Origin of the sequence: Pseudonocardia hispaniensis, from assembly GCF_042658695.1 — a bacterium.
In the GTDB taxonomy this organism is placed as follows: domain Bacteria; phylum Actinomycetota; class Actinomycetes; order Mycobacteriales; family Pseudonocardiaceae; genus Pseudonocardia; species Pseudonocardia hispaniensis.
On sequence record NZ_JBHSQW010000001.1, the window covers coordinates 213,932 to 235,171 of the forward strand.

The following is a 21,240-nucleotide window of genomic DNA, read 5'->3' on the forward strand; positions in this document are numbered from 1 at the left end:
CCCGCAGCGGATACCGTCACCCCTCGTGAGCCCGGATACCTCACCCCTGGACGTCGACCGGCTGCGCACGACGCTGCTCGCCCCGGTCGGGCCGTGGGCGAACCTTGACGTGGTCGAGCGGACCGGGTCGACCAACGCCGACCTGCTCGCCGCGGCGGCCGCGGGCGCGCCCGACCGTTCGGTGCTCGTCGCCGAGCACCAGGCCAGCGGACGCGGCAGGCTCGCCCGGACCTGGGAGTCGCCCCCCGGTTCCGGGATCACCGTCAGCGTGCTGTGGCGGCCCGTCGGTGTCCCGGCCGACCGGTTCGGTTGGCTGCCGATGCTGGGCGGGCTCGCGCTGCTCGACGCCGTGCGCGAGTTCTGTCCGGCCGAGGCCGGCCTGAAGTGGCCCAACGACCTGCTGCTCGGTACCGAGCAGCGCAAGGCCGCCGGGATCCTCGCCGAGATGACGGCGGTGGGCGGCGGTGGTCCCGGGGTGGTGCTGGGCATCGGACTCAACGTGGCGGCGAGCCGCGCGCAGCTGCCCGCCGGCGCGACGTCGCTGGCCGAGGAGGGGGCCGCCGACGTCGATCGCAGCGATCTGCTCATCGTCCTGCTCACCCGGCTCGCCGAGCGCGAGGCCCACTGGCGGGAGGCCGGCGGTGACGCCGAGGCCGCCGGCCTGCACGCCGCCTACCGAGCCGCGTGCCTCAGCCTCGGCATGCAGGTCAGGGTGGAGTTGCCCGGTGGCGAGACCCGGGTGGGGATGGCCGAGGACATCGACGGGCACGGCCGGCTGCTGCTGCTGGGGCAGGACGGCGCGCGCCAAGGGGTGACCGCGGGCGATGTGGTGCATCTGCGGCCGGCGAGCGGCTGAGCCGGCTCCGGTGACCGAAGGCGGCATGATCGACCCGCTACATTGGCTCGATGGCCTACCCGGACGACCTGCTCGTCGATGGAGAGCGGGTCGTGCTGCACAAACATCCGCATTGGAAGATGTTGGTCCTGCCGGTGCTGGTGTTCCTGGTCACCGTCGGCGTGGCGGCCTATCTCGCCGCACTGGTCCGCAACCAGAGCTGGGCGTCCATCGCATGGATCGCGCTCGCCGCCGTCGGAGTGCTGATCGTCCTCTGGTTCACCGCGTTGCCGTTCGTTCGCTGGCGCACGACGCATTTCGTGGTGACCACTCACCGCGTGCTCGTGCGCGAGGGAGTGCTGTCGCGGCAGGGCATCGACATCCCGATGAGCCGCATCAACAGTGTCCAGTTCCGCCACACCCTGGTCGAACGACTGCTGCGATGCGGCACGCTGGTCATCGAGTCGGCGTCCGACGAACCGCTGGAGTTCGACGACGTGCCGGACGTCGAGCGGGTGCACGCGACGCTCTATCACGAGGTGGTCGACGATGAGTGAGCAGGCCGGGATCCGGCAGCTACCGATGCAGGTTCCCACCGACGGGCTTCCCGAGCGGGTCACCATCTACGAGGTCGGTGCCCGCGACGGGCTGCAGAACGAGAAGACGGTGGTCCCCGTCGAGGTCAAGGCGGAGTTCCTGGACCGGCTCGCCGACGCGGGGCTCGGTGTCCTGGAGGCGACCAGCTTCGTGCATCCGAAGTGGGTCCCCCAGCTCGCGGACGCCGCCGACCTGCTGGAGCGGCTCGGCCGCCGGGACGGGATCGACTACCCGGTGCTGGTGCCCAACGAGCGCGGCCTCGACCGGGCGCTCGACGCGGGCGTGCGGCATATCGCGATCTTCGCCAGCGCTACGGAGACGTTCGCGCGCAAGAACCTCAACCGCACCCTCGACGAGCAGTTCACCATGTTCGACCCGGTCGTGAAGCGGGCACGCGGCGAAGGGCTGCGGGTGCGTGCCTACGTGTCGATGGCCTTCGGCGACCCGTGGGAGGGCGCGGTCACCCCGGCGCAGGTCGCCGTCGTCGGCAGGCGGCTCGTCGAGATGGGCTGCTGGCAACTCTCGCTCGGTGACACCATCGGAACCGGCACACCGGGGCACGCCGAGGCAGTCATCGACGCCTGCGTGAGCGCCGGGATCGGCACCGACGCGCTCGCCGTCCACTTCCACGACACCTACGGACAGGCGCTGGCCAACACCCTCGCCGCGCTACGCCGCGGCGTCACCACGGTCGACGCGAGCGCGGGCGGCCTCGGCGGCTGCCCCTACGCCGCCTCGGCCACCGGCAACCTCGCTACCGAGGACCTGGTCTGGATGCTCGACGGGCTGGGTATCGGGCACGACGTCGACCTGCGCGCGTTGGTGGAGACCAGCACGTGGATGGCCGGGAAGCTGGGGCGTCCCTCCCCGTCCCGCGTGGTGCGCGCGCTGGGCGGCTAGGTCACCACCGACGGACCGTCGGTGAGGTGCCCGCGCCCGGACCGTCGGGTCGTCGTTGGCCTGGTACTTCTCCTGGATCGCCGTCACCGACTCGGCCTCGATCCGGGCCTGCGCCGGGTCGTACACGCCGCAGGGCAGGTCGCAGTGCGCGGTGGCCTCCAGTCGCGGGCGCAGCGTCGACCGCATCGTGTCCTCCCTCGCCGGTCTAGCGCCAGTAGTCGTTGGCCGCCGCGATGGTCGCGAACTCGGTGGCCACGACCTGCGCCACCGCGAGGAGCGCGGCCGGGTCGTTCGCGTACACCTTCCGGGCCTCCGTGCGGGCCTCGGCGTCGGGCTGCGTGAGCTTGATCGTGAGCCGGGCCAACCGCACCGCCAGCGCCCGTCCCTCCTCGGGGCTCGCCGTGTGCAGGGAGTTTCCCGGAACCAGTTCGACCTCGCCGTTCACGAATCGTCCTTTCGACGTCCTCGATGTGGATATCCCTCCTCGGGGGTGGCCGGGGCCCGGTCCAGGCCCCGGCCACATCCCGAGGGTCAGACCCCCGCCGGGGTCGGCGCCGCGACCGTGTCGATCGTCTCCATGGACTTGGTGAACTCGACGAACTCGTTGTCCATCAACGCTCGCGGCTCGAAGGAGGGGCTCGCCATGACGCCGTGCACGCGGCGGCGCTGCATGCCGAAGTTGCCGCCGTCGTAGATCGGGAAGATCGCCGCTTCCCGCAGGTACTTCTCGAAGGCGTGCTTGCGGTCGGCGCTGTTCACGCCGACGACCTGCAGGCACTTGTACACGGCATCGAACAGCGTCTCGGTGCAGAAGACCTTGTTCATCGCGCCGATCAGCTCGCCGTGGTAGTCGTGCTGGTCGATGTAGTGCGCGGCCTTCCAGCAGAAGTAGCGTGCCGCCTCGATCTTGGCGGCGACGTCGCCGAGCACGTACCCGACGTACTGATGGTGGATGATCGGGTGCGGCCCGCCGGCGGTGTAGGTCTTGGCCCAGGACAGCGCCGCTTCGTAGGCCGCCCGCGCGACGCCGACGGCCGCGATCCCGGCGACCGGGCCGGACCAGGCGAAGTTGCGGTTGATGAGCAGGTCGCCGTTGCCCTTGGTGCCCTCGACGATGTTCTCCACCGGCACCCGGGCGTTGTCGAAGACGACCTCGGAGTTCGGGGTCAGCCGGTGCCCGAAGGAGTCGATCGTGTTGAAGGTGACGCCGGGTGTGTCGCGGTCGACGAGCAGCGCTGCGAGACCTTCTGTTCCGCCCTTGTCCGGGTCGGTCCGGACGACGTACAGGCTGGTGTTGGCGCCCCGGTTGTCCCAGCCGCCGACGTTGCACGGCCAGTACTTGCGCCCGTTGACGACGTAGCTGTCGCCGTCGAGGCGGGCCGTCACCCCGATCCCCGCTGGCGACGGGAGCGGGGTGTCGAAGTTGGCGGTGCCCCCGGGGGAGCCCGCGGGCTCGCTGGCGCCGTATCCGGCGATCCACTCGCCGGTCGGGTCCGACGTCGCGGCGCCGAGGACCTGGGACTTCTGCTTCTCGGTGCCCCAGTACCAGACCGGCAGTAGGCCCAGGCCGTTGACGAGCACGGTGCAGGCGAAACCGGGATCGACCGCGCAGATCTCCTCCGCTGCAAGAATGAGTTCCACGTTCGTGAGCCCGCCGCCACCGTATTCCTTGGGCAGCATGCAGAACGCGATGCCCGCCTTGTACGCCTCGACGTACGCCGGCTTGGTCATCTGGAACGCCTTCAACGGATCCGGCTCCCGGTCGGCATTGCGGACCACGGGGGCGAGAACACCCTCGGCGAAATCCCGGGCGTCGAGCTGGACTTTCTTCTGGGCATCACTCAGAGTGAAGTCGATCGCCATTCTGGCACCTCGCAAGGATCTACACGGATTCGACGGGCCCGCGGCACGTGTCGGGTCGGGACACGTGCCGCGTGCTGCGACTCAATATCGCCGATTTCCGCGCGCCGGAGAAAGCCCGTCCGAACAGACGACGGCGTGCCGGACATGAACGACCGCACCGGCGGCACGAACGGTCGTCCCCGATGGCGCGAGCCCCGGCCGGCGCGTCGGGCCGACGTATCACGGCGATCGGCCGCGGGCGGTGTGCCGCGGGGAGCCGATCCGGGGGAGGCGCCGCGTCCGACCCTGCGACCGGGGCCCGGCATCCGCGCTGACCTGTGATCGAGCGGTGTCAGATGCCGAGCCGCTGACGGACCTCGTGGGTGCTGCGCCGCGACACCGGAATGCTCTCGGTCCGGTGGTGGTCGGTGCACAGGGCGATGAGGCCGCTGCCCTTGTGCACGACGCGGCGCACCCGTGACGGATTGATGAGAAAACTGCGGTGGACCCGGAGGAAACCGTAGCGGGCGAGCTCGCGCTCGAGATTGTCCATCCCTTTCGTGACGGCCCGGAAACGGCCGCAGTCGGTCGTCAGCCACACGATGTGCCGATTCGCCTCGGCGAACCGGACCTCGTGTGGGTCGAGGAGCAGGACGGAATCCCCGGCGAGCGCCGCGATCCGTTCCGGTGTGTCCGGAGCGGATCGATGTTCGACCGTGTCCAGAATCGGGCCGGAATCGTGTGTCTCCCGGTGGTCGGAGAGTATCCAGCCAGCGAGTCCGGTCGGGCCGGTCACCGGCGTCACCGCGTAGGCCTGCGGGTCTTCGCGAAGCGGCGGTCCGATGACGGCAGTGCCCTGCCACGACGGATCTGCGAGGGCCTTCCCGAATGAGTCCTCAGCGACGACGCGCAGCGGGGCGAACGTCGCGCCGCGGCGACTCGCCGGTTCCAGCAGGAATCCCGGCGGAATCCCGCCGACGGCCTTTCGCACGCTCTCGCTCGCTGCGATGACGTTCCCCGCCAGGTCGAGGCCGAGCAGGTTTCCCGGTCGCCGCGAGCTCTCCGCCGAGAACCGCTCGGCCACCGCCATCGCGTCGCGCAGCGCCAGGTGCCTCAGGTAGCGCCGGACAGTCTCGAGCTCGGCCGCCAGCCGCGTGATCAGGCCCGTCACCCGATCCTCGGCCCGCGCCGAGACGTTGAGCGTGCCGACCGGGCGCGCTGTGACCGGGTCGTGCAGCGCGAGCCCGAGGCAGTTCCACTCGTGCATGTCCAGGCGCCAGTGCTCCGGGCCCCGCACGGCGACCGGCTGCGAGAGCAGCAGTGCGGTCCCCATCCCGTTTGTCCCGCCCACCGATTCCGGCCACCGGACCTGCGGCTCGAACCGACCGTCGGTGGCGTGTTCACTCAGCCCCCGAGCGCCCCACGACGCCAGGATCTGGGCGTCGGCGTCGGTGACGGTCGCCAGGCAGTCCCCGACGTCGTCCACGATCGCGGCTGCGACCGCCCCGAGCTGGGCGTAGACCCCGTCGTAGCGCGGGGTCACCCGGCGGTGCTGCCGGTGCGTCCGGGGGCTCGGGTGCACCGGGTCGAGGTCGTGCACGTCGCGGCACCGCCGCCACGACTGCAGGATCGCGGGCGGCAGCCGCGCGGCGGCGAGCTCGTCGTCGCCCGCGATGAAGCGCTCCCAGGCAGCCAGCGTCTCGGCGCGCCGCCGCCGCGCGTCGCGCACGGCGGGATCCGGCTGGGCAACGTCGCTGCGCATGCATCGCTCCTTTGCAACGCACCGGCTCGCGAGCACGGAGCCGGTCCCTTCCTCAGCGCGTCCGGGAGCGCTGGTGTCCCCGAGCCTCGTGCGGCGACTCGGTGAGCACGCCGTATCCCTCCATCGACTTCTTGAACGCGAATGGGGCGCAGTCGGCGAAGAGGTCAGGGGTGAACCCCGGGTCGGCCATCACGCCCCAGGCCTTGCGGCGCTGCATCCCCAGGTTGCCGGCGTCGTAGAGCGGGAACACGACCGCCTCGCGGTAGTACTTCTCCATCCCGAACTTCCGGTCGAGTGCGTTGACCCCGACGATGCGCATGCAGTCGAAGACCACGTTCTGCATGACGTCCGCGCAGAACATCTTGTTCATCGCGCCCAGCGCATGGCCCTCGCTGTCGTACTTGTCCATGTAGTGCGCGGCCTTCCAGCACAGGTAGCGACCAGCCTCGATCTTGGCCGCGACCTCGGCGAGGAGGTTGCCGACGGCCTGGTGGTTGATGATCGGCGACGAGCCGCCACCGGTGTAGGTCTTGGCCCACTTCAGGGCGAACTCGTAGGCGCCGCGGGCAACACCGACCGCCGCGATGCTGGCGATCGGACCGGACCAGGTGAAGTTGCGGTTCAGGACGATATCGCCGTCGCCCTCGGCGAACAGGTTCTCCTCGGGGACACGCACATCGCGGAAAACCATGGTCACGTTCTGGCAGGTCCGCAGACCGATCTTGTCGATGACCTCGTACTCGATGCCGGCCGTCCCGCGTTCGACGAGGATCGCGCTGAGCCCGTCCCGGCCGCCTTTCGTCCGGTCGGTCCGCACGATGCACAGATTGGTGTCGGCGCCGCGCAGGTCCCAGCCGCCGGCGTTGCATGGCCAATGCTTCTCGCCGTTGAGGACGTACTCGCCGTTGGCCCTGTCGTGGTGGGCGATGAGCTGGATCCCGGCCGACGGGTCGGGGTGGTCGAAGTTCGCGGTGCCACCGCGCTCGCTGACCACCCAGCCGCCCAGGTAGTCCATGGTGGCGCAGTTCGTGGCCGTACCGATCCACTTCTCGCACTGCTGCTCGGTGCCGAACCAGGTCAGCGGCATGAGGGCCAGACCGTTGACCAGGATGATCGTGGGGAACCCCGCATCGACCGCGCACAGCTCCTCGGTGATGATCATCATGTCGACGTTGCTGGCCCCACCGCCGCCGTACCTCTTGGGAAAGAAGCACGTGGCCAGGCCCATCGCGTACACCTGCTCGAAGACCGGTTTCATCGCGACGAACGCCTCCTGCGCGTCCCGCAGCGCATCGGCCCGTTCCGCCGCAGGCCGCAGGACTTCGCGGGCGAACTCGCGGACGTCGTACTTCAGCTTCCGCTGGCGGGCGGTGAGCTCGAAGTCGACCGACACAGTTCCTCCTGGTCGAGTGGCTGAGGCAGATCGGAGCTCAGGGGTGCCGTGGGTTCCCCGATGGCGGTGCCGCCGATCAGGTCGTGCTGGCCTGGCCGATGAGGCCGAGTGCTCCGCGCAGTCCGTTGTCGTTGGCCGCGATGTCATCGAGCGTGGCGAGGTCGAGGACGGCGAAGTAGGAGTCGAGGGCCTTCGCGAAGACACTACGTGCACCGCAGACCCCAGCCACCCGGCAGTAACGGGCCGGGCCGAGGCACTCGACGACGGCGAAGTCGTCCTCCATCGCCCGGATCACGTCGCCCACGGTGATGCTGCCCGGCTCACGGGCCAACCGGACGCCGCCGCCGCGTCCCCTGCTCGTCTCCACCAGGCCTGCCGCGCTCATCCGCTGGACCACCTTGTCGAGATGGTTGCGGGAGACGTGGTGTGCGGTGGCGATCTCGGCGATGGACCCCCGATGCTCGGGCGCGACGCGCAGGAACATCAGGACGCGCAGCGCGAAGTCGGCATGTTGGGTGTGTTTCATCGTCAGCTCGTCTCGAGAGAAGAGGGACGAACTGTACCGGTCGGACACGGGACGGCGGCCCGGTCGACCGTCGTGGGTTCGCTGCGGGTCTCAGCTGCGCGCCGTGTCCACCGGTCGGGACGGGTGCACGAGCGCTGCCGACTCGTGTGCTGCCGACGCGAGCGTGGTCGGCGCGCGGCCAAGCCGATCGGCCGTGCCCGACGACGCATGGCTCGGTCATGGCCATGGCGCCGCCTCGTGGTCAGGACTTTAAATCGGTAGATGGGATACTACTTTTATTGGCTCGGTGTGGGCAAGGCCACGTTCTCCGTGCCGACCAGGCGGTGCGGCGTCAGGCCGTGCGGACCCCGAACATTCCGGTGAAGGTGGCCCGGAAGACCGGCGTGTCCCCGCGGTACATCCGGGCGCCCAGCGTGACCAGCCCCAGCTCCGGGCGGCTGCGGGAGCGGCGGGCTCCCAGGATCTCCAGGCTCGCGGCGAGCAGATCACCCGCGAACACCGGCGCGGGCCAGGAGATCTCCTCCCCGCCGGGCGAGCCGAGCGCGACCGCACGGCTGAGCACGTGGTCGACGTAGGCGCGCATCCACAGCCCGCAGGTGTACCAGCCGGACGCCGCCAGCTGCCCGAAGATCGACTCCTTGCCCGCCTGCTCGTCGAGATGGAACGGCTGCGGGTCGAAGCGCCGTGCGAACGCGATCATCTCGTCGCGATCGACGGTGATCCTGCCCAGGTCGAACACGCGACCCGGGGTGAAGTCCTCGAAGGCGAGCTCCGCCATGTCGCGACCCTATGCGGCGCTCACCCCCGACCGGAAACAGGCGAGCGAGGCATCATGCACCAGTCCGTTGGAGGAGATCGCATCCCCACCGGCGAACGTCGCGACCCCGGCGAGGTCGGACAACCGTCCGCCGGCCTGCTCGACGATCACCTGCAGCGCCGCCAGGTCCCAGCTGTTGGCCTCGGGCTCGACGGCCACGTCGATGAGTCCCTCGGCGACGAGACAGTGCTGCCAGAAGTCGCCGAACGCCCGGGTCTCCCAGCACCGTTCGGTGAGGGCCAGCCAGCTGTCGAAGGTCCCGTGGGTGCGGAAGACCTCCGCGTTGGTGGTCGAGACGTAGGCGTCGCCGAGCTCGGCGACGCTCGACACCGCGATCCGGCGGGGCTCGCCTCCGGGCGCGTCGGTGGTCCATGCGCCCGCGCCCGCCGCGGCCCACCAGCGGCGGCCCAGCCCCGGCGCGCTCGCCACCCCGACCACCGGCGTGCCATGCACGGTCAGCGCGATGAGCGAGGCCCAGACCGGCATCCCCCGCGAGAAGTTCTTCGTGCCGTCGATCGGGTCGAGCAGCCAGCCGCGGCCGCTTTCGGGCACCTCGCCGCCGCGTTCCTCACCCAGCACGCCGTCGCCGGGGCGCTGCGCCGCGAGCTCCGCGCGCAACGCGTCCTCGGCGGCGGTGTCGGCGTCGGTGACCGGGGTGCGATCGGGTTTGCGCGTCACCCGCAGATCGGCGGCGCGGAACCGGGGCAGCGTCATCGCGTCGGCGATATCGGCCAGCCGCAGCGCGAGAGAGAGATCGGCGTCCACGCCACGAGCATGCCAGGCGGTCCTGCCCGGAACGAACCGTCGAGGTCAGGTCGGGCTGGACACATGTCGTGCGCATCGGGACGCGCGGTTCGCGCGGCATCTAAGCTGCCGATGTGACCACCGTCCTGCTGGCAGAGGACGACGGCGCGATCGCCGAGCCGCTGTCGCGGGCCCTGCAGCGCGAGGGGTACCGCGTGGACGTCGCGGCAGACGGCGTCGCCGCCCTCGAACGGGTTCGACACGGCGACATCGACCTGCTCGTCCTGGATCTCGGGCTACCCGGGATGGACGGGCTCGAGGTCTGCCGGCGGCTGCGCCCGGACCACCCCGACCTTCCCGTGCTCATGCTCACCGCCCGCACCGACGAGGTCGACTTCGTCGTGGGCCTGGACGCCGGCGCGGACGACTACGTGGGTAAGCCGTTCCGGCTCGCCGAGCTGCTCGCCAGGGTTCGTGCGCTGCTGCGCAGGCTCACCCCGGAGACCGTCGAGGTCGGCGGGGTGCGAATGGAGCTGTCCGGGCGCCGCGTCCTCGTCGACGGCGCCGAGGTCAGCCTGGCGAACAAGGAGTTCGAGTTGCTGCGGGTGCTGCTGCTGCGCGCCGGGCAGGTCGTGACCCGCGAGGAGATCCTGCGCGAGGTGTGGAACGACCCGGACCTCAAGACGTCCAAGACGCTGGACATGCACATGTCGTGGCTGCGACGCAAGATCGGGGGCGAACGCCGCATCGCGACGGTCCGGGGCGTCGGTTTCCGGTTCAACCACGACTGATCTGGGACGCCGATGCGCCGCCGAATCCTGCAGTCGACCCTCTTCGTGGTGGCCATCACCGCGCTGGTGCTCGGCGGCCCACTGGCGATCACGACCTGGCTGCTGGTGGAGGACATCACCCGGAGTGACCTGACCGCGCGGCTCGAGCAGGTCGCTGCCCGGCTCGACGAGGCGCAGGCATCCGACGAGCTCGACCGGTCCGCGATCGGGCTCGCCGTTCCCGCTGGCGGACGGCTCACCCTGACCCTGCCGGGCCGGGCCCCGCAGGTCATCGGGGCCGACGTCGGCGCGAACCCGGTGGTCGAGACCCTGCCGTTCGGTCCCGGCGGTTCGCTGCTGCTCGCCCAGCCGCGGTCGGAGATGCGGACCGAGCAGGTACAGGTCACGGGGATCGTGGTGCTCCTGGTCGTGCTCTCGGTCGGTACCGGGGCGATCGTCGCGACGGTGACGGCACGCCGGCTGGCCACCCCGCTGCTGGCCGTGGCCGACCGGGCGGCCCGCCTGGGCGGCGGCGACTTCCGTTCGGTGCCGCAGCGGCACGGCATCCCCGAGCTCGACCGCGTCTCCGATGTGCTCGACGCCTCCGCCGTCGCCCTGGCCGAGCTGGTGCAGCGGGAGCGCGACCTGGTCGGCGACGTGTCGCACCAGCTGCGCAGCAGGCTCACCGCGCTCCAGCTGCGGCTCGACGAGCTGAGCACCCACCCCGATGCCAGCGCCCGCAAGGAGGCGCTGGCCGCGCTGGAGCAGACCGAGCGGCTCTCCGAGGTGCTCGACGAGCTGCTGGAGGCCGCGCGGCTGGCCAGGGCGGCGGGCGCGGAGCCGATGGATCTGCGGAGGGGCCTTGCCGAGGTGGCCGACGAGTGGCGGCCCGCGCTGCGGGCCGCGGGCCGCTCGATCAAGCTCCGGGTGCCCGACGGGCTGCTGGCGCGGGTGACTCCGGCGCGGCTGCGCGAGGCCGTGGGCGCGCTGGTCGACAACGCGATCCAGTACGGCGCGGGCGCGGTCACGATCAGCGCGCGGACCGGGGAGCAGACGCTGGTCATCGACGTCAGCGACGCGGGCCCGGGGGTACCGGACGAACTGGTGCCGCACCTGTTCGACCGGGGGTTCTCGACGGGCTCGTCGACGGGGCTCGGTCTGGCCTTGGCGCGCGCGCTCGTGGAGGCGGACGGCGGGCGGCTCGAGCTGTCCCGGTCCCGCCCGCCGACGTTCACGATCTTCGTGCCGGTCGCGCGGGCGGACGACGTCGTCAGCCTGCCCCGCCCCGCAGGCGCCTCGCCGCGCTAGGACTGCCCTGAAAAAGGGTGCGTGTCGGCTCGGCCGTTGAGGGCGTGGCTGGGACGATCTGTGGGTGCAGGGACGGGCCGATCCGCAGCGCGAGATCTTGGACGTGGAGTCGGTGGCCGGGCATCTGTTGCCCGCGGGCGGGGTGTTCGCGTTCCTGGCCGCGCACCGCGGCGAGTTGTTCCCCGACGAGTTGTTCGCCGACATGTTCTCGGCTGGTCGTGGGCGGCCGTCGATCCCGGCCGAGGTGATCGCCTCGGTGATCGTGTTGCAGACGCTTCACGGGCTCTCGGACGAGGCGGCTGCGGAGGCGGTGACGTTCGATCTGCGGTGGAAGGCGGCGTGCGGGTTGGCGGTGACCGCGAAGGGTTTCCACCCGACGACGTTGACCTACTGGCGGCGTCGGTTGGCGAACTCGCAGCGACCGAACCGGATCTTCGACGTGATCAAGGAGGTGGTGGCCGCGACCGGGGTGCTGACCGGGAAGACCCGCCGCGCGCTGGACTCCACTGTGCTCGATGACGCGGTCGCCACCCAGGACACGGTGACCCAGCTCGTGGCCGCGATCCGGCGGGTGGCTCGCGAGGTGCCCGGCGCCGCCGGGGTGATCGCGGCGCGGTGCAGCGCTCATGACTACTCCGAGCCGGGGAAACCGCGGATTGCCTGGGACGACGCCGCGGCCCGCGAGCAGTTCACCGACGCGCTCGTCGGTGACGCGCACCGGCTGCTCGGGTATCTGCCCGACCAGGAGCTGGGTGCCAAGGCCGCCGAGGCGGTGGCGTTGCTGGCATTGGTCGCCGGCCAAGACGTCGAACCCGCCGACGGCTCGGATGGCACCGACGGGCGCTGGCGGATCGCGCGGAAGGTGGCCCCGGACCGGGTGATCTCCACCGTCGATCCGCAGGCGCGGCACGCGCACAAGACCCGGTCGCGGCGCCACGACGGCTACAAAGCCCACGTGGTCGTCGAGCCCGACACCGGGATCATCACCGACACCGCCCTGACCTCGGCGGCGGGCCCGGAGAACTCCGACGCCGCGGTCGGGATCGATCTGCTCGCCGACACCGCAACCGAGGGCGAGCGGTTCGAGGTGTTGGCGGACTCGGCCTACGGCACCGGGGACGCGCTGGCCGCGCTCGCCGACTCGCAACACACCCCGATCATCAAGCCGTGGCCGCTGCGCCCGGCCGTCGAGGGCGGGTTCACCCTCGACGACTTCACCGTCACCGAGCCCACCGGCGACCAGCCCGGGTCGGTGACCTGCCCGAACGGGATCACCCGCCCGATCACCCGGACCCGGACGGTGACCTTCGGCGCGGCCTGCCGCGGCTGCCCGTTCCTGTCCCGTTGCACCACCTCGACCCGGGGCAAGAAGCTGTCGCTGCACCCCCACCAGGCCTTGCAACGCGCGCACCGGGTCCGCGCCCAGGACCCGGATTTCCAGGCTGTCTACCGCGAGCACCGGCCGATGGTCGAGCGCTCCATCGCCTGGCTGGTCGCCGGCGGGAACCGCAGGCTGCGGTTCCGCGGGACACAGCTCAACGATCTGTGGCTGCACCACCGCGTCGCCGGGCTCAACCTGCGCCGACTGCTCAACCTGGGCCTCACCCGCACCGCGGGCGCCTGGGCGACGGCCTGAACAGCACCAGGTCCGGGGCCTTGACCGGGCAGGCGGGGCGTTCCATCCTCGCCTACGACGGGCAGGGTGAACTCGTAGTCGCACCCCGGTGCCGACTCATCCGCCGCACAGACGGCCTTGAGGGACCCTGCCCGTCCCGATACCCGCACACAGCCCCTTCTTCAGGAGTCTCCTAGGTGCTCCGCGCCGGACACGGCGCCGAGCCGGCGCCGGCGTCGTGCTGACGGATGTCCGGATGCCGGTGTGGACCGGATCGCCGGCCGGCCCGAGAGCGTCCGGGCACGGCCCGCTCAACGGCGCTCAGGGACCGCCCACCGGGACCTGGCGGCGGACGTTCTGGTCGGGGAACACGAATCGCCGGAACGCCCACCAGCGGAACGCCATCCCGGCCAGGACACCGAGGATCTGTCCGCTGACGAAGTCGGCCACCTCCTGGGTGACCAGGCTCACGCCGGGAACCTTGAGGTCGAGAACGTAGCGGGAGATGGCCAGCGGCGCGGTGTACACCGCCACGCCGATGCCGCTGATCAGGAAGAACAGCGCGGCCTCGTGGTGCCGCTCCCGGCCGCCGCGGGTGCGGAACGACCACTCGCGATTCAGCACATAGGACACGATCGTCGCGATCAGCACCGCGAGGACCTTCGCGGTGATCGGCTTGACCTCCAGCACCGTGCTCTTGAGCAGCAGGAACACCGCCGTGTCGATCACCCAGGTCGTGCCGCCGACCAGGGCGAACTTCACCAGCTCGCGGTGCCTGATCGCGACGTCGCGGTAAGGCTGCGGGATGAGCGTCAGCACCGATTCGACCACGGACACCCTGCCGATCGTGCCAGATCAGTTGATCGCTTATCCGGCAGGCCCGGACCCGGGATGCCGGGGTCCGCGGCCGCCGCCGTAGTCTTTGCGGATCGTGAGCACATCGAGCGGCATGCCCGCGGTCGGCATGGTCGGGGCGGGCCAGCTGGCGCGGATGACCCATCAGGCCGCGATCGCGCTCGGCCAGTCCCTGCGGGTGCTGGCCGTACGCGCCGACGAGCCGGCGGCGCAGGTCGCCCCCCATGTGGTGCTCGGCGCCGCCGACGACCTCGATGCGCTGCACACCCTGGCCCGTGGCTGCCACGTGGTGACCTTCGACCACGAGCAGGTCCCGCAGGAGCATCTGCGCGCGCTCGTCGAGGCCGGGGTGACGGTGCGCCCGGGCCCCGAGGCGCTGCTGCACGCCCAGGACAAGCTGGTCATGCGCCGCAGGCTCGCCGAGTTGGGCGTTCCGGTACCGGCTCACGCACCGGTGAGCGACCTCGCCGACCTCAAGGCCTTTGTCGCCGACCACGGTTGGCCCGTTGTGCTCAAGGCCGTGCGCGGCGGTTACGACGGTCGCGGAGTGTGGCTGCTCGACGGCCCCGACCCCGGTGCGGTCGAGGAGCTGCTGGCCGCGGGGGTTCCGTTGATGGTCGAGACCGCGGTCCCGATGCGCCGCGAGCTCGCCGTGCAGGTGGCCCGGTCCCCGTTCGGCCAGGCCGCCACGTGGCCGGTGGTGGAGACCGTCCAGGCCGACGGGCAGTGCGTTCAGGTGCTCGCCCCGGCGCCGGGTCTGGCCGGGGACACCGCGCTCGCCGCGCAGCGGCTCGCGCTGCGGATCGCCCACGAGCTCGCGGTGGTCGGGCTGCTGGCGGTCGAGCTGTTCGAGACCGACGACGGGCTGCTCGTCAACGAGCTCGCGATGCGCCCGCACAACTCCGGGCACTGGACGATCGAGGGTTCCCGCACCTCGCAGTTCGAGCAGCATCTGCGCGCGGTGCTCGACTATCCGCTCGGCGCGACCACACCGACGTCGCCGGCGGTGGTCATGGCCAACGTGCTGGGCGCGGCCCGGTCACCCACCATGAGTCTCGACGAGCGGCTGCACCACCTGTTCGCCCGCTTCCCGGACGTTCGGGTGCACCTGTACGGCAAGGCGGAGCGGCCCGCGCGCAAGGTCGGCCACGTGACCGTGCTCGGCGACGAGTTCGACGTCGTCCGGCGACGGGCCGCCCTGGCGGCGGGCTGGCTGGCCACCGGGACCTGGTCGGATGGCTGGTCGACGCATGGGTATGCGGCACAACGGAGGGTGCGCGGTGGCTGAGCCACTGGTCGGTGTGATCATGGGCAGCGACTCGGACTGGCCGGTGATGGGCGCAGCGGCCGAGGCCCTCGCCGAGTTCGAGGTAGCGCACGAGGTCGGTGTCTACTCCGCGCACCGCACCCCGCAGCGGATGCTCGACTACGCGACGTCGGCGGCGGACCGCGGCCTGCGTGTGATCATCGCCGGCGCCGGCGGCGCCGCGCACCTGCCCGGGATGGTCGCGGCGGCCACCCCGCTGCCGGTGATCGGGGTTCCGGTCCCGTTGCGCCAGCTCGACGGACTGGACTCGCTGCTGTCGATCGTGCAGATGCCCGCGGGCGTCCCGGTCGCCACCGTGGCGGTCGGTGGGGCCCGCAACGCCGGTCTGCTCGCGGTCCGGATCCTGGCGGCCGCCGACGCGGGGCTGCGCGAGCGGATGCGGCAGTTTCAGGTCTCCCTCGAGCGCATGGTCCTCGACAAGGACGCCGCGCTGCGGGCCTCGCTGCGCGACGGCTGAAACCGCGTTGCCGATCCTCGTGGCGCGGTCGTACCGTGGCCGTACACGAGAAGGGAGGTGGTCCAGCGTTGATTGGCGACAGGACTCGTGAGGTGGCTGTCCGCTAGCACCACAGGACTCGTTCTCCGACGGCCAGTGGAAGCCGGACCTGGTGCCGGCGAAATTCCAGGCAGTCGCCCGTGATCCCCGGGCCCGAGCCCGTCCAGCTCGGCGTGCGCGCCTGCGGCGCGGCCCGGGGATCATGCCTGTGCACCCCCCGGGTAGTTGCCGCTCAGGCGGACGCGCTGCGTTCCAGCCGCTCCACTGCCACCTCGAGGCGGCGAGCGACGTCGCTCAGCTCGTCGGCGGTCTCGAACGGCAGCAGGCCGGCCACCCGGCGGAACCGCGCTCGGCACGATTCGATCCCCGCGGTGGTGGCCCCCTCGGTCAGCCAGGTCCGCAGCGCCAGGTTGTGTGCGGCGACGACCGCCGCGGCGATGACCGCGGCCCGCAACTCGCCGTCGGGCACGTCGGCGAGCCGGGCCCGCAGCTGCTGGGTGAACAACCGCCGGTAGTGGTCGACGCTCGCGGCCTCCCGGTCCCGCAGCGCCAGTACCTGGTGGGTCAGCGCGAACCGTCTGCGCGCGACCTCGGCGTCGTCGAAGTACAGGTCGAACACGGTCTCGCCGGCCCGCAAGACCACCGACAGCAGTGGCTCGTCCGGGTGGGCCTCGGCGAACACGGCCGCCACCCGGGCGAGGCTCGCCTCGTGGTCGGGCGAAACGGCGTCCTCCTTGCCGCGGAAGTAGCGGAAGAACGTGCGGCGTCCCACCCCGGCGGCGGCCGCGATGTCGTCGACGGTCGTCTCGTCATAGCCCCGCTCGGTGAACAGCGTGACCGCGGCGTTGACCAGGTCACGGCGCACCTCGGCGCGACCCTCGGCGGAACGGCCACGGCGCGCATGATGGTTCGCGCCTGGGCGATTCATGGCACTGAGGGTAGCATCATAGTTGAATGATGGCACGGAGTGCCGCTAAGCTGACGTGCAGGTGCGGACCTACTCGCGGACAGGAACGGACACATGAACCCTGACTTCGACACCTACCGGCTCAGTGAGGAGCACGAGGCGTTGCGTGATGCGGTGCGCGCGCTCGCCGAGAAGGAGATCGCACCCCATGCCGCCGAGGTCGACGAGCAGGGGCGGTTCCCGCGCGAGGCTCTCGAGGCCCTCACCAAGGCCGGTTTCCACGCCGTGCACATCCCCGAGGCCTACGGCGGCCAGGGCGCCGACGAGCTGGCCGGTTGCATCGTCATCGAGGAGGTGGCCCGGGTCTGCGCGTCCTCCTCGCTGATTCCCGCCGTGAACGGGCTCGGGACGATCCCGATCCTGCTCTCGGCGTCGGAGGAGCTCAAGCAGCAGGTGCTGCCGTCCGTCGCGTCGGGTGAGGCGATGATCTCCTACGCGTTGTCGGAGCGGGAGGCCGGTTCCGATGCCGCCTCGATGAAGACCCGGGCCCACCGCGACGGCGACAACTGGGTGCTCAACGGCACGAAGTGCTGGATCACCAACGCCGGCGAGTCGACCTGGTACACGGTGATGGCGGTGACCGACCCGGAGAAGCGGGCCAACGGCATCTCCGCGTTCGTGGTGCACAAGGACGACCCCGGTTTCGAGGTCGGGCCCAAGGAGCGCAAGCTGGGCATCACCGGCTCGCCCACCCGCGAGATCTACTTCGCCAACTGCGTGATCCCGGGCGACCGGATCATCGGGGCCGAGGGCACCGGGTTCAAGACCGCGCTCGCCACCCTCGACCACACCCGCCCGACCATCGGGGCGCAGGCCCTCGGCGTCGCCCAGGGCGCGCTGGACATCGCGATCGGCTACGTCAAGGAGCGCAAGCAGTTCGGCAAGCACCTGGCCGAGTTCCAGGGCCTGCAGTTCATGCTCGCCGACATGGCGATGAAGCTGGAGGCCGCCCGTCAGCTCGTCTATGTCGCGGCGGCGCGCGCCGAGCGAGGCGAGCCGGATCTCGGGTTCATCTCCAGTGCCGCCAAGTGCATGGCGAGCGACGTGGCGATGGCCGTGACCACCGACGCCGTGCAGCTGCTCGGCGGGGCGGGCTACACCCGGGACTTCCCGGTCGAACGGATGATGCGCGACGCCAAGATCACCCAGATCTACGAGGGCACCAACCAGGTCCAGCGCATCGTGATGGCCCGCGCCCTCCTGCGCTGACCCCTGTGAGTGCGTAACGGTGTAAGAACACCGTTACGCACTCACAACTACGGGTGACCTGCGGTCATAGCAGGTACCGGAAGAGCGAGCTGTCCGGCGGGACGCGTTCGATCCGCGGCGGCGCGGCGTCCATTCGCTTGAGCAGCGCATCGAGGTCCTCGGGACGGCCGAGCTCGATCCCGACGAGCGCGGGGCCGGTCTCCCGGTTGCTGCGCTTGACGTACTCGAACAGAGTGATGTCGTCGTCCGGTCCGAGGATGTCGTCGAGGAAGCGACGAAGCGCGCCCGGCTCCTGAGGAAAGTCGACGAGGAAGTAGTGTTTGCGGCCCTCGTACACCAGGGCTCGCTCGATGACCTCGGCATACCGGCTGACGTCGTTGTTGCCGCCGGAGAGCACGCACACGACGGTCGACCCGCGGGGGATGTCGAGCGCGTCGAGCGCGGCAGGCGCGAGCGCCCCGGCGGGCTCGGCGATGATCCCATCCGACTGGTAGAGCGCCAGCATCTCCGCACAGACCCGGCCCTCCGGTACCAGGGTCGGGATCACGCCGGCGTCGCGGACGATGGTGAAGGTGACGTCGCCGACCCGACGCACGGCGGCGCCGTCGACGAAGGGATCGAGATCCTCGAGGGTGACGGGTGCACCGGCCGCCAGGGCCGCCGCCATCCCGCCCGCTCCCGCGGGTTCGACGCCTGCGATCCGGACCTGGGGGTAGCGGTCGCCGAGCCAGGTCGCCATCCCGGCGAGCAGGCCCCCGCCGCCGACCGGAACCACGACCAGATCGGGCTCGCGGCTCAGTTGGGCGAGGATCTCCCGGGCGACCGTGCCCTGGCCGGCGACCGTGCGCGGATCGTCGAACGCCGGGACGAGGGTGGCGCCCGACTCATGCGCATCGGCGGCGGCCGCGGCGGCCGCGTCGTCGTAGCTGTTGCCGACGACCACGAGGTCGACGAACTGCCCGCCGAGCGTCGCCACCCGCTCCCGCTTCTGACGAGGGGTGGTTCGGGGAAGGTACACCCGCGCGGTGACGCCCAGTCGGGCGCAGGCGAACGCGACGCCCTGGGCGTGGTTGCCCGCGCTCGCGCAGACCACTCCACGCTCCCGCGCCGCGACGTCGAGTTGGGCGATGAGGTTGTAGGCGCCGCGGATCTTGTACGAGCGCACCGGCTGCAGGTCCTCGCGCTTGAGCCAGACCTCGCCGCCCAGCGCGTTGGACAACCGAGGCGACAGTTGCAGCGGACTGGGCCCGATCACCGGGCGCAGCCGTTCGGCAGCGGCATCGACGTCGTGAGCGGTCACCGTGTTCACGTGGGCCACAGTCCCACGGCACCGCCCAATGCCCTGTTCAGGGGTCCCTGTGAGTGCGTAACAGTGTTAGAACACTGTTACGCACTCACAGGGATCGGGTAGCTGGGCGTCTACCGCCGGGCGGGTGCGGGCTCCGGGACCTGCTCCTCGACCCGCTCGGCGGGCAGCCGGTAGCGCTGCGACAGCCAGATCACCAGCGCACTGAGCAGGAAGGTCGCCAGGAATCCGTAGTTGAAGTCGATGACGCCGAGGTTGCCCGCTCCCTTGGCCGGATCGGGGTAGGAGCCCAGGTAGCTGATGATGCACAGGCCGGCGAGCCAGGGCAGCACCCACATCCCGTGCCGGAAGTCCAGCCGCGGGGTGCGGCCGCGATGCGTCAGCTCGTGGGCGGCGAGCAGCGCGAAGCCCAACAGTACGGCGACGAACAGCTTCCAGTTGGTGTCCCAGCCCGACCAGTAGACGATCAGGTTCGAGGACCAGAAGGCCAGGAACGGGATGACGATCCCGCCGCGAAGGTAGAAGCGACGCTCCCGGTTGGGCAGCTGCTTGCGCATCGCGAGCAGGACCAGCGGGCCCGACCCGAAGGAGAGCACGGTCGCCGAGGTGATGAAGCCGACCAGCTTCTGCCAGCCGGGGAACGGCAGGAAGAAGATCAGGCCGACGATGAACGCGAGCGCGATGCTCACCCATGGCACCCCGCGCTGGGTGACGGTCGCGAGGGCGGTCGGCGCGTTCCGGTTGCGGCCCATCGCGTACGACAGTCGCGCGGTCACCGTGGTGTAGATCAGTCCGGTGTCGGCGGGTGAGATGACGGCGTCGATGTAGAGCAGGACGGCCAGCCAGGTCGCCCCGAGCACGCCCGCGATCGCGGCCAGCGGGCCGAACTGGGCCAGCACATGGGTGTCGCCGGTGAAGTTCCGGCCCACGTCGACCCAGCCGTGGCTCAACGAGTCGGTGGGCACCGCCCCGACGAAGGCGAGCTGGAGCAGAATGTAGATCAGCCCGCAGATGACGACCGAGCCGATGAGGGTCAACGGGACGTTGCGCTGCGGCTTGCGGGTCTCCCCGGCCAGCTCGACGCCCTGGCGGAAGCCGAAGTAGGAGAAGGCGATCCCGCCGGTGGCGATCGCGGAGAACACCCCGTGGCTGCCGTAGGGCGCGAACCCGCCGAAGGCGGTGAGGTGGCTGGCGTTGAACGAGAGCGTGAGCAGCACCGCGACGACGAGCACGATGACCACGAGCTTCCACCAGACGATCGCGGTGTTGACCCGGGCGAACCACCGCACGCCGTAGATGTTGATCACACAGAACAGGAGCATCAGCCCCGCGGCGACACCGTAGCCCGGTGCGGTGAGCACCGGGGTTCCGTCCGAGGAGAGGGTGGTCAGCCAGGGGAGGTAGTTGGTGGCGTACTGCAGCGCCGCCTCCACCTCGATGGGTGCCACCGAAGCGGCGGCGAGCCAGGTAATCCAGCCGGTGGTGAAACTGGCGAACGAACCGAATGCGTAATGCGGATAGCGGACGACCCCGCCGGAGTGCGGGAAGAGCACCCCGATCTCGGCGTAGCACAGCCCGATGAAGACGATCATGATGCCGCCGATCGCCCAGGACAGGATCGAGGCCGGCCCGGCGATCTCCGCGGCGTTCAACGCGCCGAACAGCCAGCCGGAGCCGATCACCGAACCGATCCCGGTGAACAGCAGTCCAATCGTGCCGATATCCCGGCGCATGCGGTGGTCATCACCGGCGATGGTCAGGCTCGGCTTTACAACCGTTGTTGCCATAACCTGTTCCTTCCCGCACGTCGGACGCGGAAGGCGCCCACTGATCAGTTCTCACATACACCAAGGAGGTGATCCATGTTGCCATTGCAGTCGAATTGAAATGTTGAACAGGAGATTTCGGAGATTCGCCCGATATTCCGTGTCCGAGAATCGTGGTATTTGGGTCGAATAGTTCTCATCGACA

General features: G+C 70.6%; 20 protein-coding genes and 1 pseudogene. 9 read left to right on the forward strand and 12 right to left on the reverse strand.

The window, feature by feature from the left end:
- Positions 1 to 25 precede the first annotated feature (25 nt).
- From ACFQE5_RS01060 to ACFQE5_RS01070, 3 genes are read left to right on the forward strand one after another with little or no spacing between them, the layout of a single operon-like run.
- Complete coding sequence (locus ACFQE5_RS01060) at positions 26 to 856, forward strand: biotin--[acetyl-CoA-carboxylase] ligase (RefSeq protein ID WP_379581688.1); 831 nt, start codon at positions 26 to 28, stop codon at positions 854 to 856.
- Between the two features lie 50 nt (positions 857 to 906).
- The gene (locus ACFQE5_RS01065; protein WP_379581690.1) at positions 907 to 1,392 is read left to right on the forward strand and encodes a PH domain-containing protein; all 486 of its coding nucleotides are present in this window, start codon (positions 907 to 909) and stop codon (positions 1,390 to 1,392) included.
- A complete protein-coding gene (locus ACFQE5_RS01070) occupies positions 1,385 to 2,332 on the forward strand; it encodes a hydroxymethylglutaryl-CoA lyase (protein ID WP_379581692.1) in 948 nt (315 codons plus the stop codon). The genes ACFQE5_RS01065 and ACFQE5_RS01070 overlap by 8 nt, the downstream gene beginning before the upstream one ends.
- Positions 2,333 to 2,359: 27 nt before the next feature.
- Here the strand turns inward: ACFQE5_RS01070 and ACFQE5_RS01075 are convergent.
- The 8 genes and pseudogenes from ACFQE5_RS01075 to hisN all read right to left on the reverse strand — a co-directional run.
- Positions 2,360 to 2,518 (reverse strand): annotated as a pseudogene (locus ACFQE5_RS01075) (superoxide dismutase [Ni]); the annotation flags it as partial.
- Positions 2,519 to 2,537: 19 nt separating this feature from the next.
- Positions 2,538 to 2,777 carry a hexameric tyrosine-coordinated heme protein gene (locus ACFQE5_RS01080; protein WP_379581694.1) on the reverse strand — a complete coding sequence of 80 codons (240 nt, stop codon included), beginning with the start codon at positions 2,775 to 2,777 and terminating at the stop codon, positions 2,538 to 2,540.
- An 86-nt stretch (positions 2,778 to 2,863) separates the two neighbouring features.
- On the reverse strand, positions 2,864 to 4,195 hold the full coding sequence (locus ACFQE5_RS01085; RefSeq protein ID WP_379581696.1) for an acyl-CoA dehydrogenase family protein: 1,332 nt from the start codon (positions 4,193 to 4,195) through the stop codon (positions 2,864 to 2,866).
- Between the two features lie 331 nt (positions 4,196 to 4,526).
- Positions 4,527 to 5,936, reverse strand: a complete 1,410-nt coding sequence (locus ACFQE5_RS01090) for a DNA-binding protein (protein WP_379581698.1) — start codon at positions 5,934 to 5,936, stop codon at positions 4,527 to 4,529.
- A 52-nt stretch (positions 5,937 to 5,988) separates the two neighbouring features.
- Positions 5,989 to 7,329 (reverse strand): acyl-CoA dehydrogenase family protein, encoded by a 1,341-nt coding sequence (locus ACFQE5_RS01095; protein WP_379581700.1) that lies wholly within the window; start codon positions 7,327 to 7,329, stop codon positions 5,989 to 5,991.
- 76 nt (positions 7,330 to 7,405) lie between these two features.
- Positions 7,406 to 7,855, reverse strand: coding sequence for an RrF2 family transcriptional regulator (locus tag ACFQE5_RS01100; RefSeq protein WP_379581702.1), 450 nt, complete (start codon positions 7,853 to 7,855; stop codon positions 7,406 to 7,408).
- 331 nt (positions 7,856 to 8,186) lie between these two features.
- Positions 8,187 to 8,633, reverse strand: coding sequence for a MaoC family dehydratase (locus ACFQE5_RS01105; RefSeq protein ID WP_379581704.1), 447 nt, complete (start codon positions 8,631 to 8,633; stop codon positions 8,187 to 8,189).
- A 9-nt stretch (positions 8,634 to 8,642) separates the two neighbouring features.
- Positions 8,643 to 9,437, reverse strand: coding sequence for a histidinol-phosphatase (hisN, locus tag ACFQE5_RS01110; protein WP_379581706.1), 795 nt, complete (start codon positions 9,435 to 9,437; stop codon positions 8,643 to 8,645).
- Between the two features lie 113 nt (positions 9,438 to 9,550).
- Between hisN and ACFQE5_RS01115 the strand changes: the two genes are divergently transcribed.
- From ACFQE5_RS01115 to ACFQE5_RS01125, 3 genes are all read left to right on the forward strand, one after another.
- On the forward strand, positions 9,551 to 10,207 hold the full coding sequence (locus ACFQE5_RS01115; RefSeq protein WP_379581708.1) for a response regulator transcription factor: 657 nt from the start codon (positions 9,551 to 9,553) through the stop codon (positions 10,205 to 10,207).
- A gap of 12 nt (positions 10,208 to 10,219) precedes the next feature.
- On the forward strand, positions 10,220 to 11,494 hold the full coding sequence (locus tag ACFQE5_RS01120) for an ATP-binding protein (RefSeq protein ID WP_379581710.1): 1,275 nt from the start codon (positions 10,220 to 10,222) through the stop codon (positions 11,492 to 11,494).
- Between the two features lie 64 nt (positions 11,495 to 11,558).
- Positions 11,559 to 13,130: an IS1182 family transposase gene (locus tag ACFQE5_RS01125; protein ID WP_379581712.1), complete on the forward strand. Its 1,572-nt coding sequence runs from the start codon at positions 11,559 to 11,561 to the stop codon at positions 13,128 to 13,130.
- Positions 13,131 to 13,430: 300 nt separating this feature from the next.
- On the opposite strand, the gene ACFQE5_RS01130 is transcribed toward ACFQE5_RS01125, so the two are convergent.
- Complete coding sequence (locus ACFQE5_RS01130) at positions 13,431 to 13,946, reverse strand: GtrA family protein (RefSeq protein WP_379581714.1); 516 nt, start codon at positions 13,944 to 13,946, stop codon at positions 13,431 to 13,433.
- A gap of 94 nt (positions 13,947 to 14,040) precedes the next feature.
- On the opposite strand from ACFQE5_RS01130, the gene ACFQE5_RS01135 reads away from it, so the two are divergent.
- On the forward strand, positions 14,041 to 15,252 hold the full coding sequence (locus ACFQE5_RS01135) for a 5-(carboxyamino)imidazole ribonucleotide synthase (RefSeq protein WP_379581716.1): 1,212 nt from the start codon (positions 14,041 to 14,043) through the stop codon (positions 15,250 to 15,252).
- Entirely contained in the window at positions 15,245 to 15,748 is a 504-nt protein-coding gene (gene purE / locus ACFQE5_RS01140; protein ID WP_379581718.1) for a 5-(carboxyamino)imidazole ribonucleotide mutase, read from the forward strand. Before ACFQE5_RS01135 ends, purE begins: the two co-directional genes overlap by 8 nt.
- Positions 15,749 to 16,019: 271 nt before the next feature.
- On the opposite strand, the gene ACFQE5_RS01145 is transcribed toward purE, so the two are convergent.
- Positions 16,020 to 16,715: a TetR family transcriptional regulator gene (locus ACFQE5_RS01145; RefSeq protein WP_379581720.1), complete on the reverse strand. Its 696-nt coding sequence runs from the start codon at positions 16,713 to 16,715 to the stop codon at positions 16,020 to 16,022.
- Positions 16,716 to 16,808: 93 nt separating this feature from the next.
- On the opposite strand from ACFQE5_RS01145, the gene ACFQE5_RS01150 reads away from it, so the two are divergent.
- The gene (locus ACFQE5_RS01150) at positions 16,809 to 17,963 is read left to right on the forward strand and encodes an acyl-CoA dehydrogenase (RefSeq protein WP_379581722.1); all 1,155 of its coding nucleotides are present in this window, start codon (positions 16,809 to 16,811) and stop codon (positions 17,961 to 17,963) included.
- A gap of 64 nt (positions 17,964 to 18,027) precedes the next feature.
- On the opposite strand, the gene ilvA is transcribed toward ACFQE5_RS01150, so the two are convergent.
- Together ilvA and ACFQE5_RS01160 are read right to left on the reverse strand one after the other, a co-directional pair.
- Positions 18,028 to 19,263, reverse strand: a complete 1,236-nt coding sequence (ilvA, locus tag ACFQE5_RS01155; protein ID WP_379581812.1) for a threonine ammonia-lyase IlvA — start codon at positions 19,261 to 19,263, stop codon at positions 18,028 to 18,030.
- 119 nt (positions 19,264 to 19,382) lie between these two features.
- Complete coding sequence (locus ACFQE5_RS01160; protein ID WP_379581724.1) at positions 19,383 to 21,056, reverse strand: APC family permease; 1,674 nt, start codon at positions 21,054 to 21,056, stop codon at positions 19,383 to 19,385.
- Between the last annotated feature and the right edge of the window lie 184 nt (positions 21,057 to 21,240).

Bases quoted from the DNA above. Each gene is read 5' to 3' on its own strand.
- ACFQE5_RS01150 (WP_379581722.1), top strand. From the start codon at position 16,809: ATGAACCCTGACTTCGACACCTACCGGCTCAGTGAGGAGCACGAGGCG.
- ACFQE5_RS01065 (WP_379581690.1), top strand. From the start codon at position 907: ATGGCCTACCCGGACGACCTGCTCGTCGATGGAGAGCGGGTCGTGCTG.
- ACFQE5_RS01090 (WP_379581698.1), bottom strand. From the start codon at position 5,936: ATGCGCAGCGACGTTGCCCAGCCGGATCCCGCCGTGCGCGACGCGCGG.
- ACFQE5_RS01160 (WP_379581724.1), bottom strand. From the start codon at position 21,056: ATGGCAACAACGGTTGTAAAGCCGAGCCTGACCATCGCCGGTGATGAC.
- ACFQE5_RS01100 (WP_379581702.1), bottom strand. From the start codon at position 7,855: ATGAAACACACCCAACATGCCGACTTCGCGCTGCGCGTCCTGATGTTC.
- ACFQE5_RS01070 (WP_379581692.1), top strand. From the start codon at position 1,385: ATGAGTGAGCAGGCCGGGATCCGGCAGCTACCGATGCAGGTTCCCACC.
- ACFQE5_RS01105 (WP_379581704.1), bottom strand. From the start codon at position 8,633: ATGGCGGAGCTCGCCTTCGAGGACTTCACCCCGGGTCGCGTGTTCGAC.
- ACFQE5_RS01085 (WP_379581696.1), bottom strand. From the start codon at position 4,195: ATGGCGATCGACTTCACTCTGAGTGATGCCCAGAAGAAAGTCCAGCTC.
- ACFQE5_RS01145 (WP_379581720.1), bottom strand. From the start codon at position 16,715: ATGAATCGCCCAGGCGCGAACCATCATGCGCGCCGTGGCCGTTCCGCC.
- ACFQE5_RS01120 (WP_379581710.1), top strand. From the start codon at position 10,220: ATGCGCCGCCGAATCCTGCAGTCGACCCTCTTCGTGGTGGCCATCACC.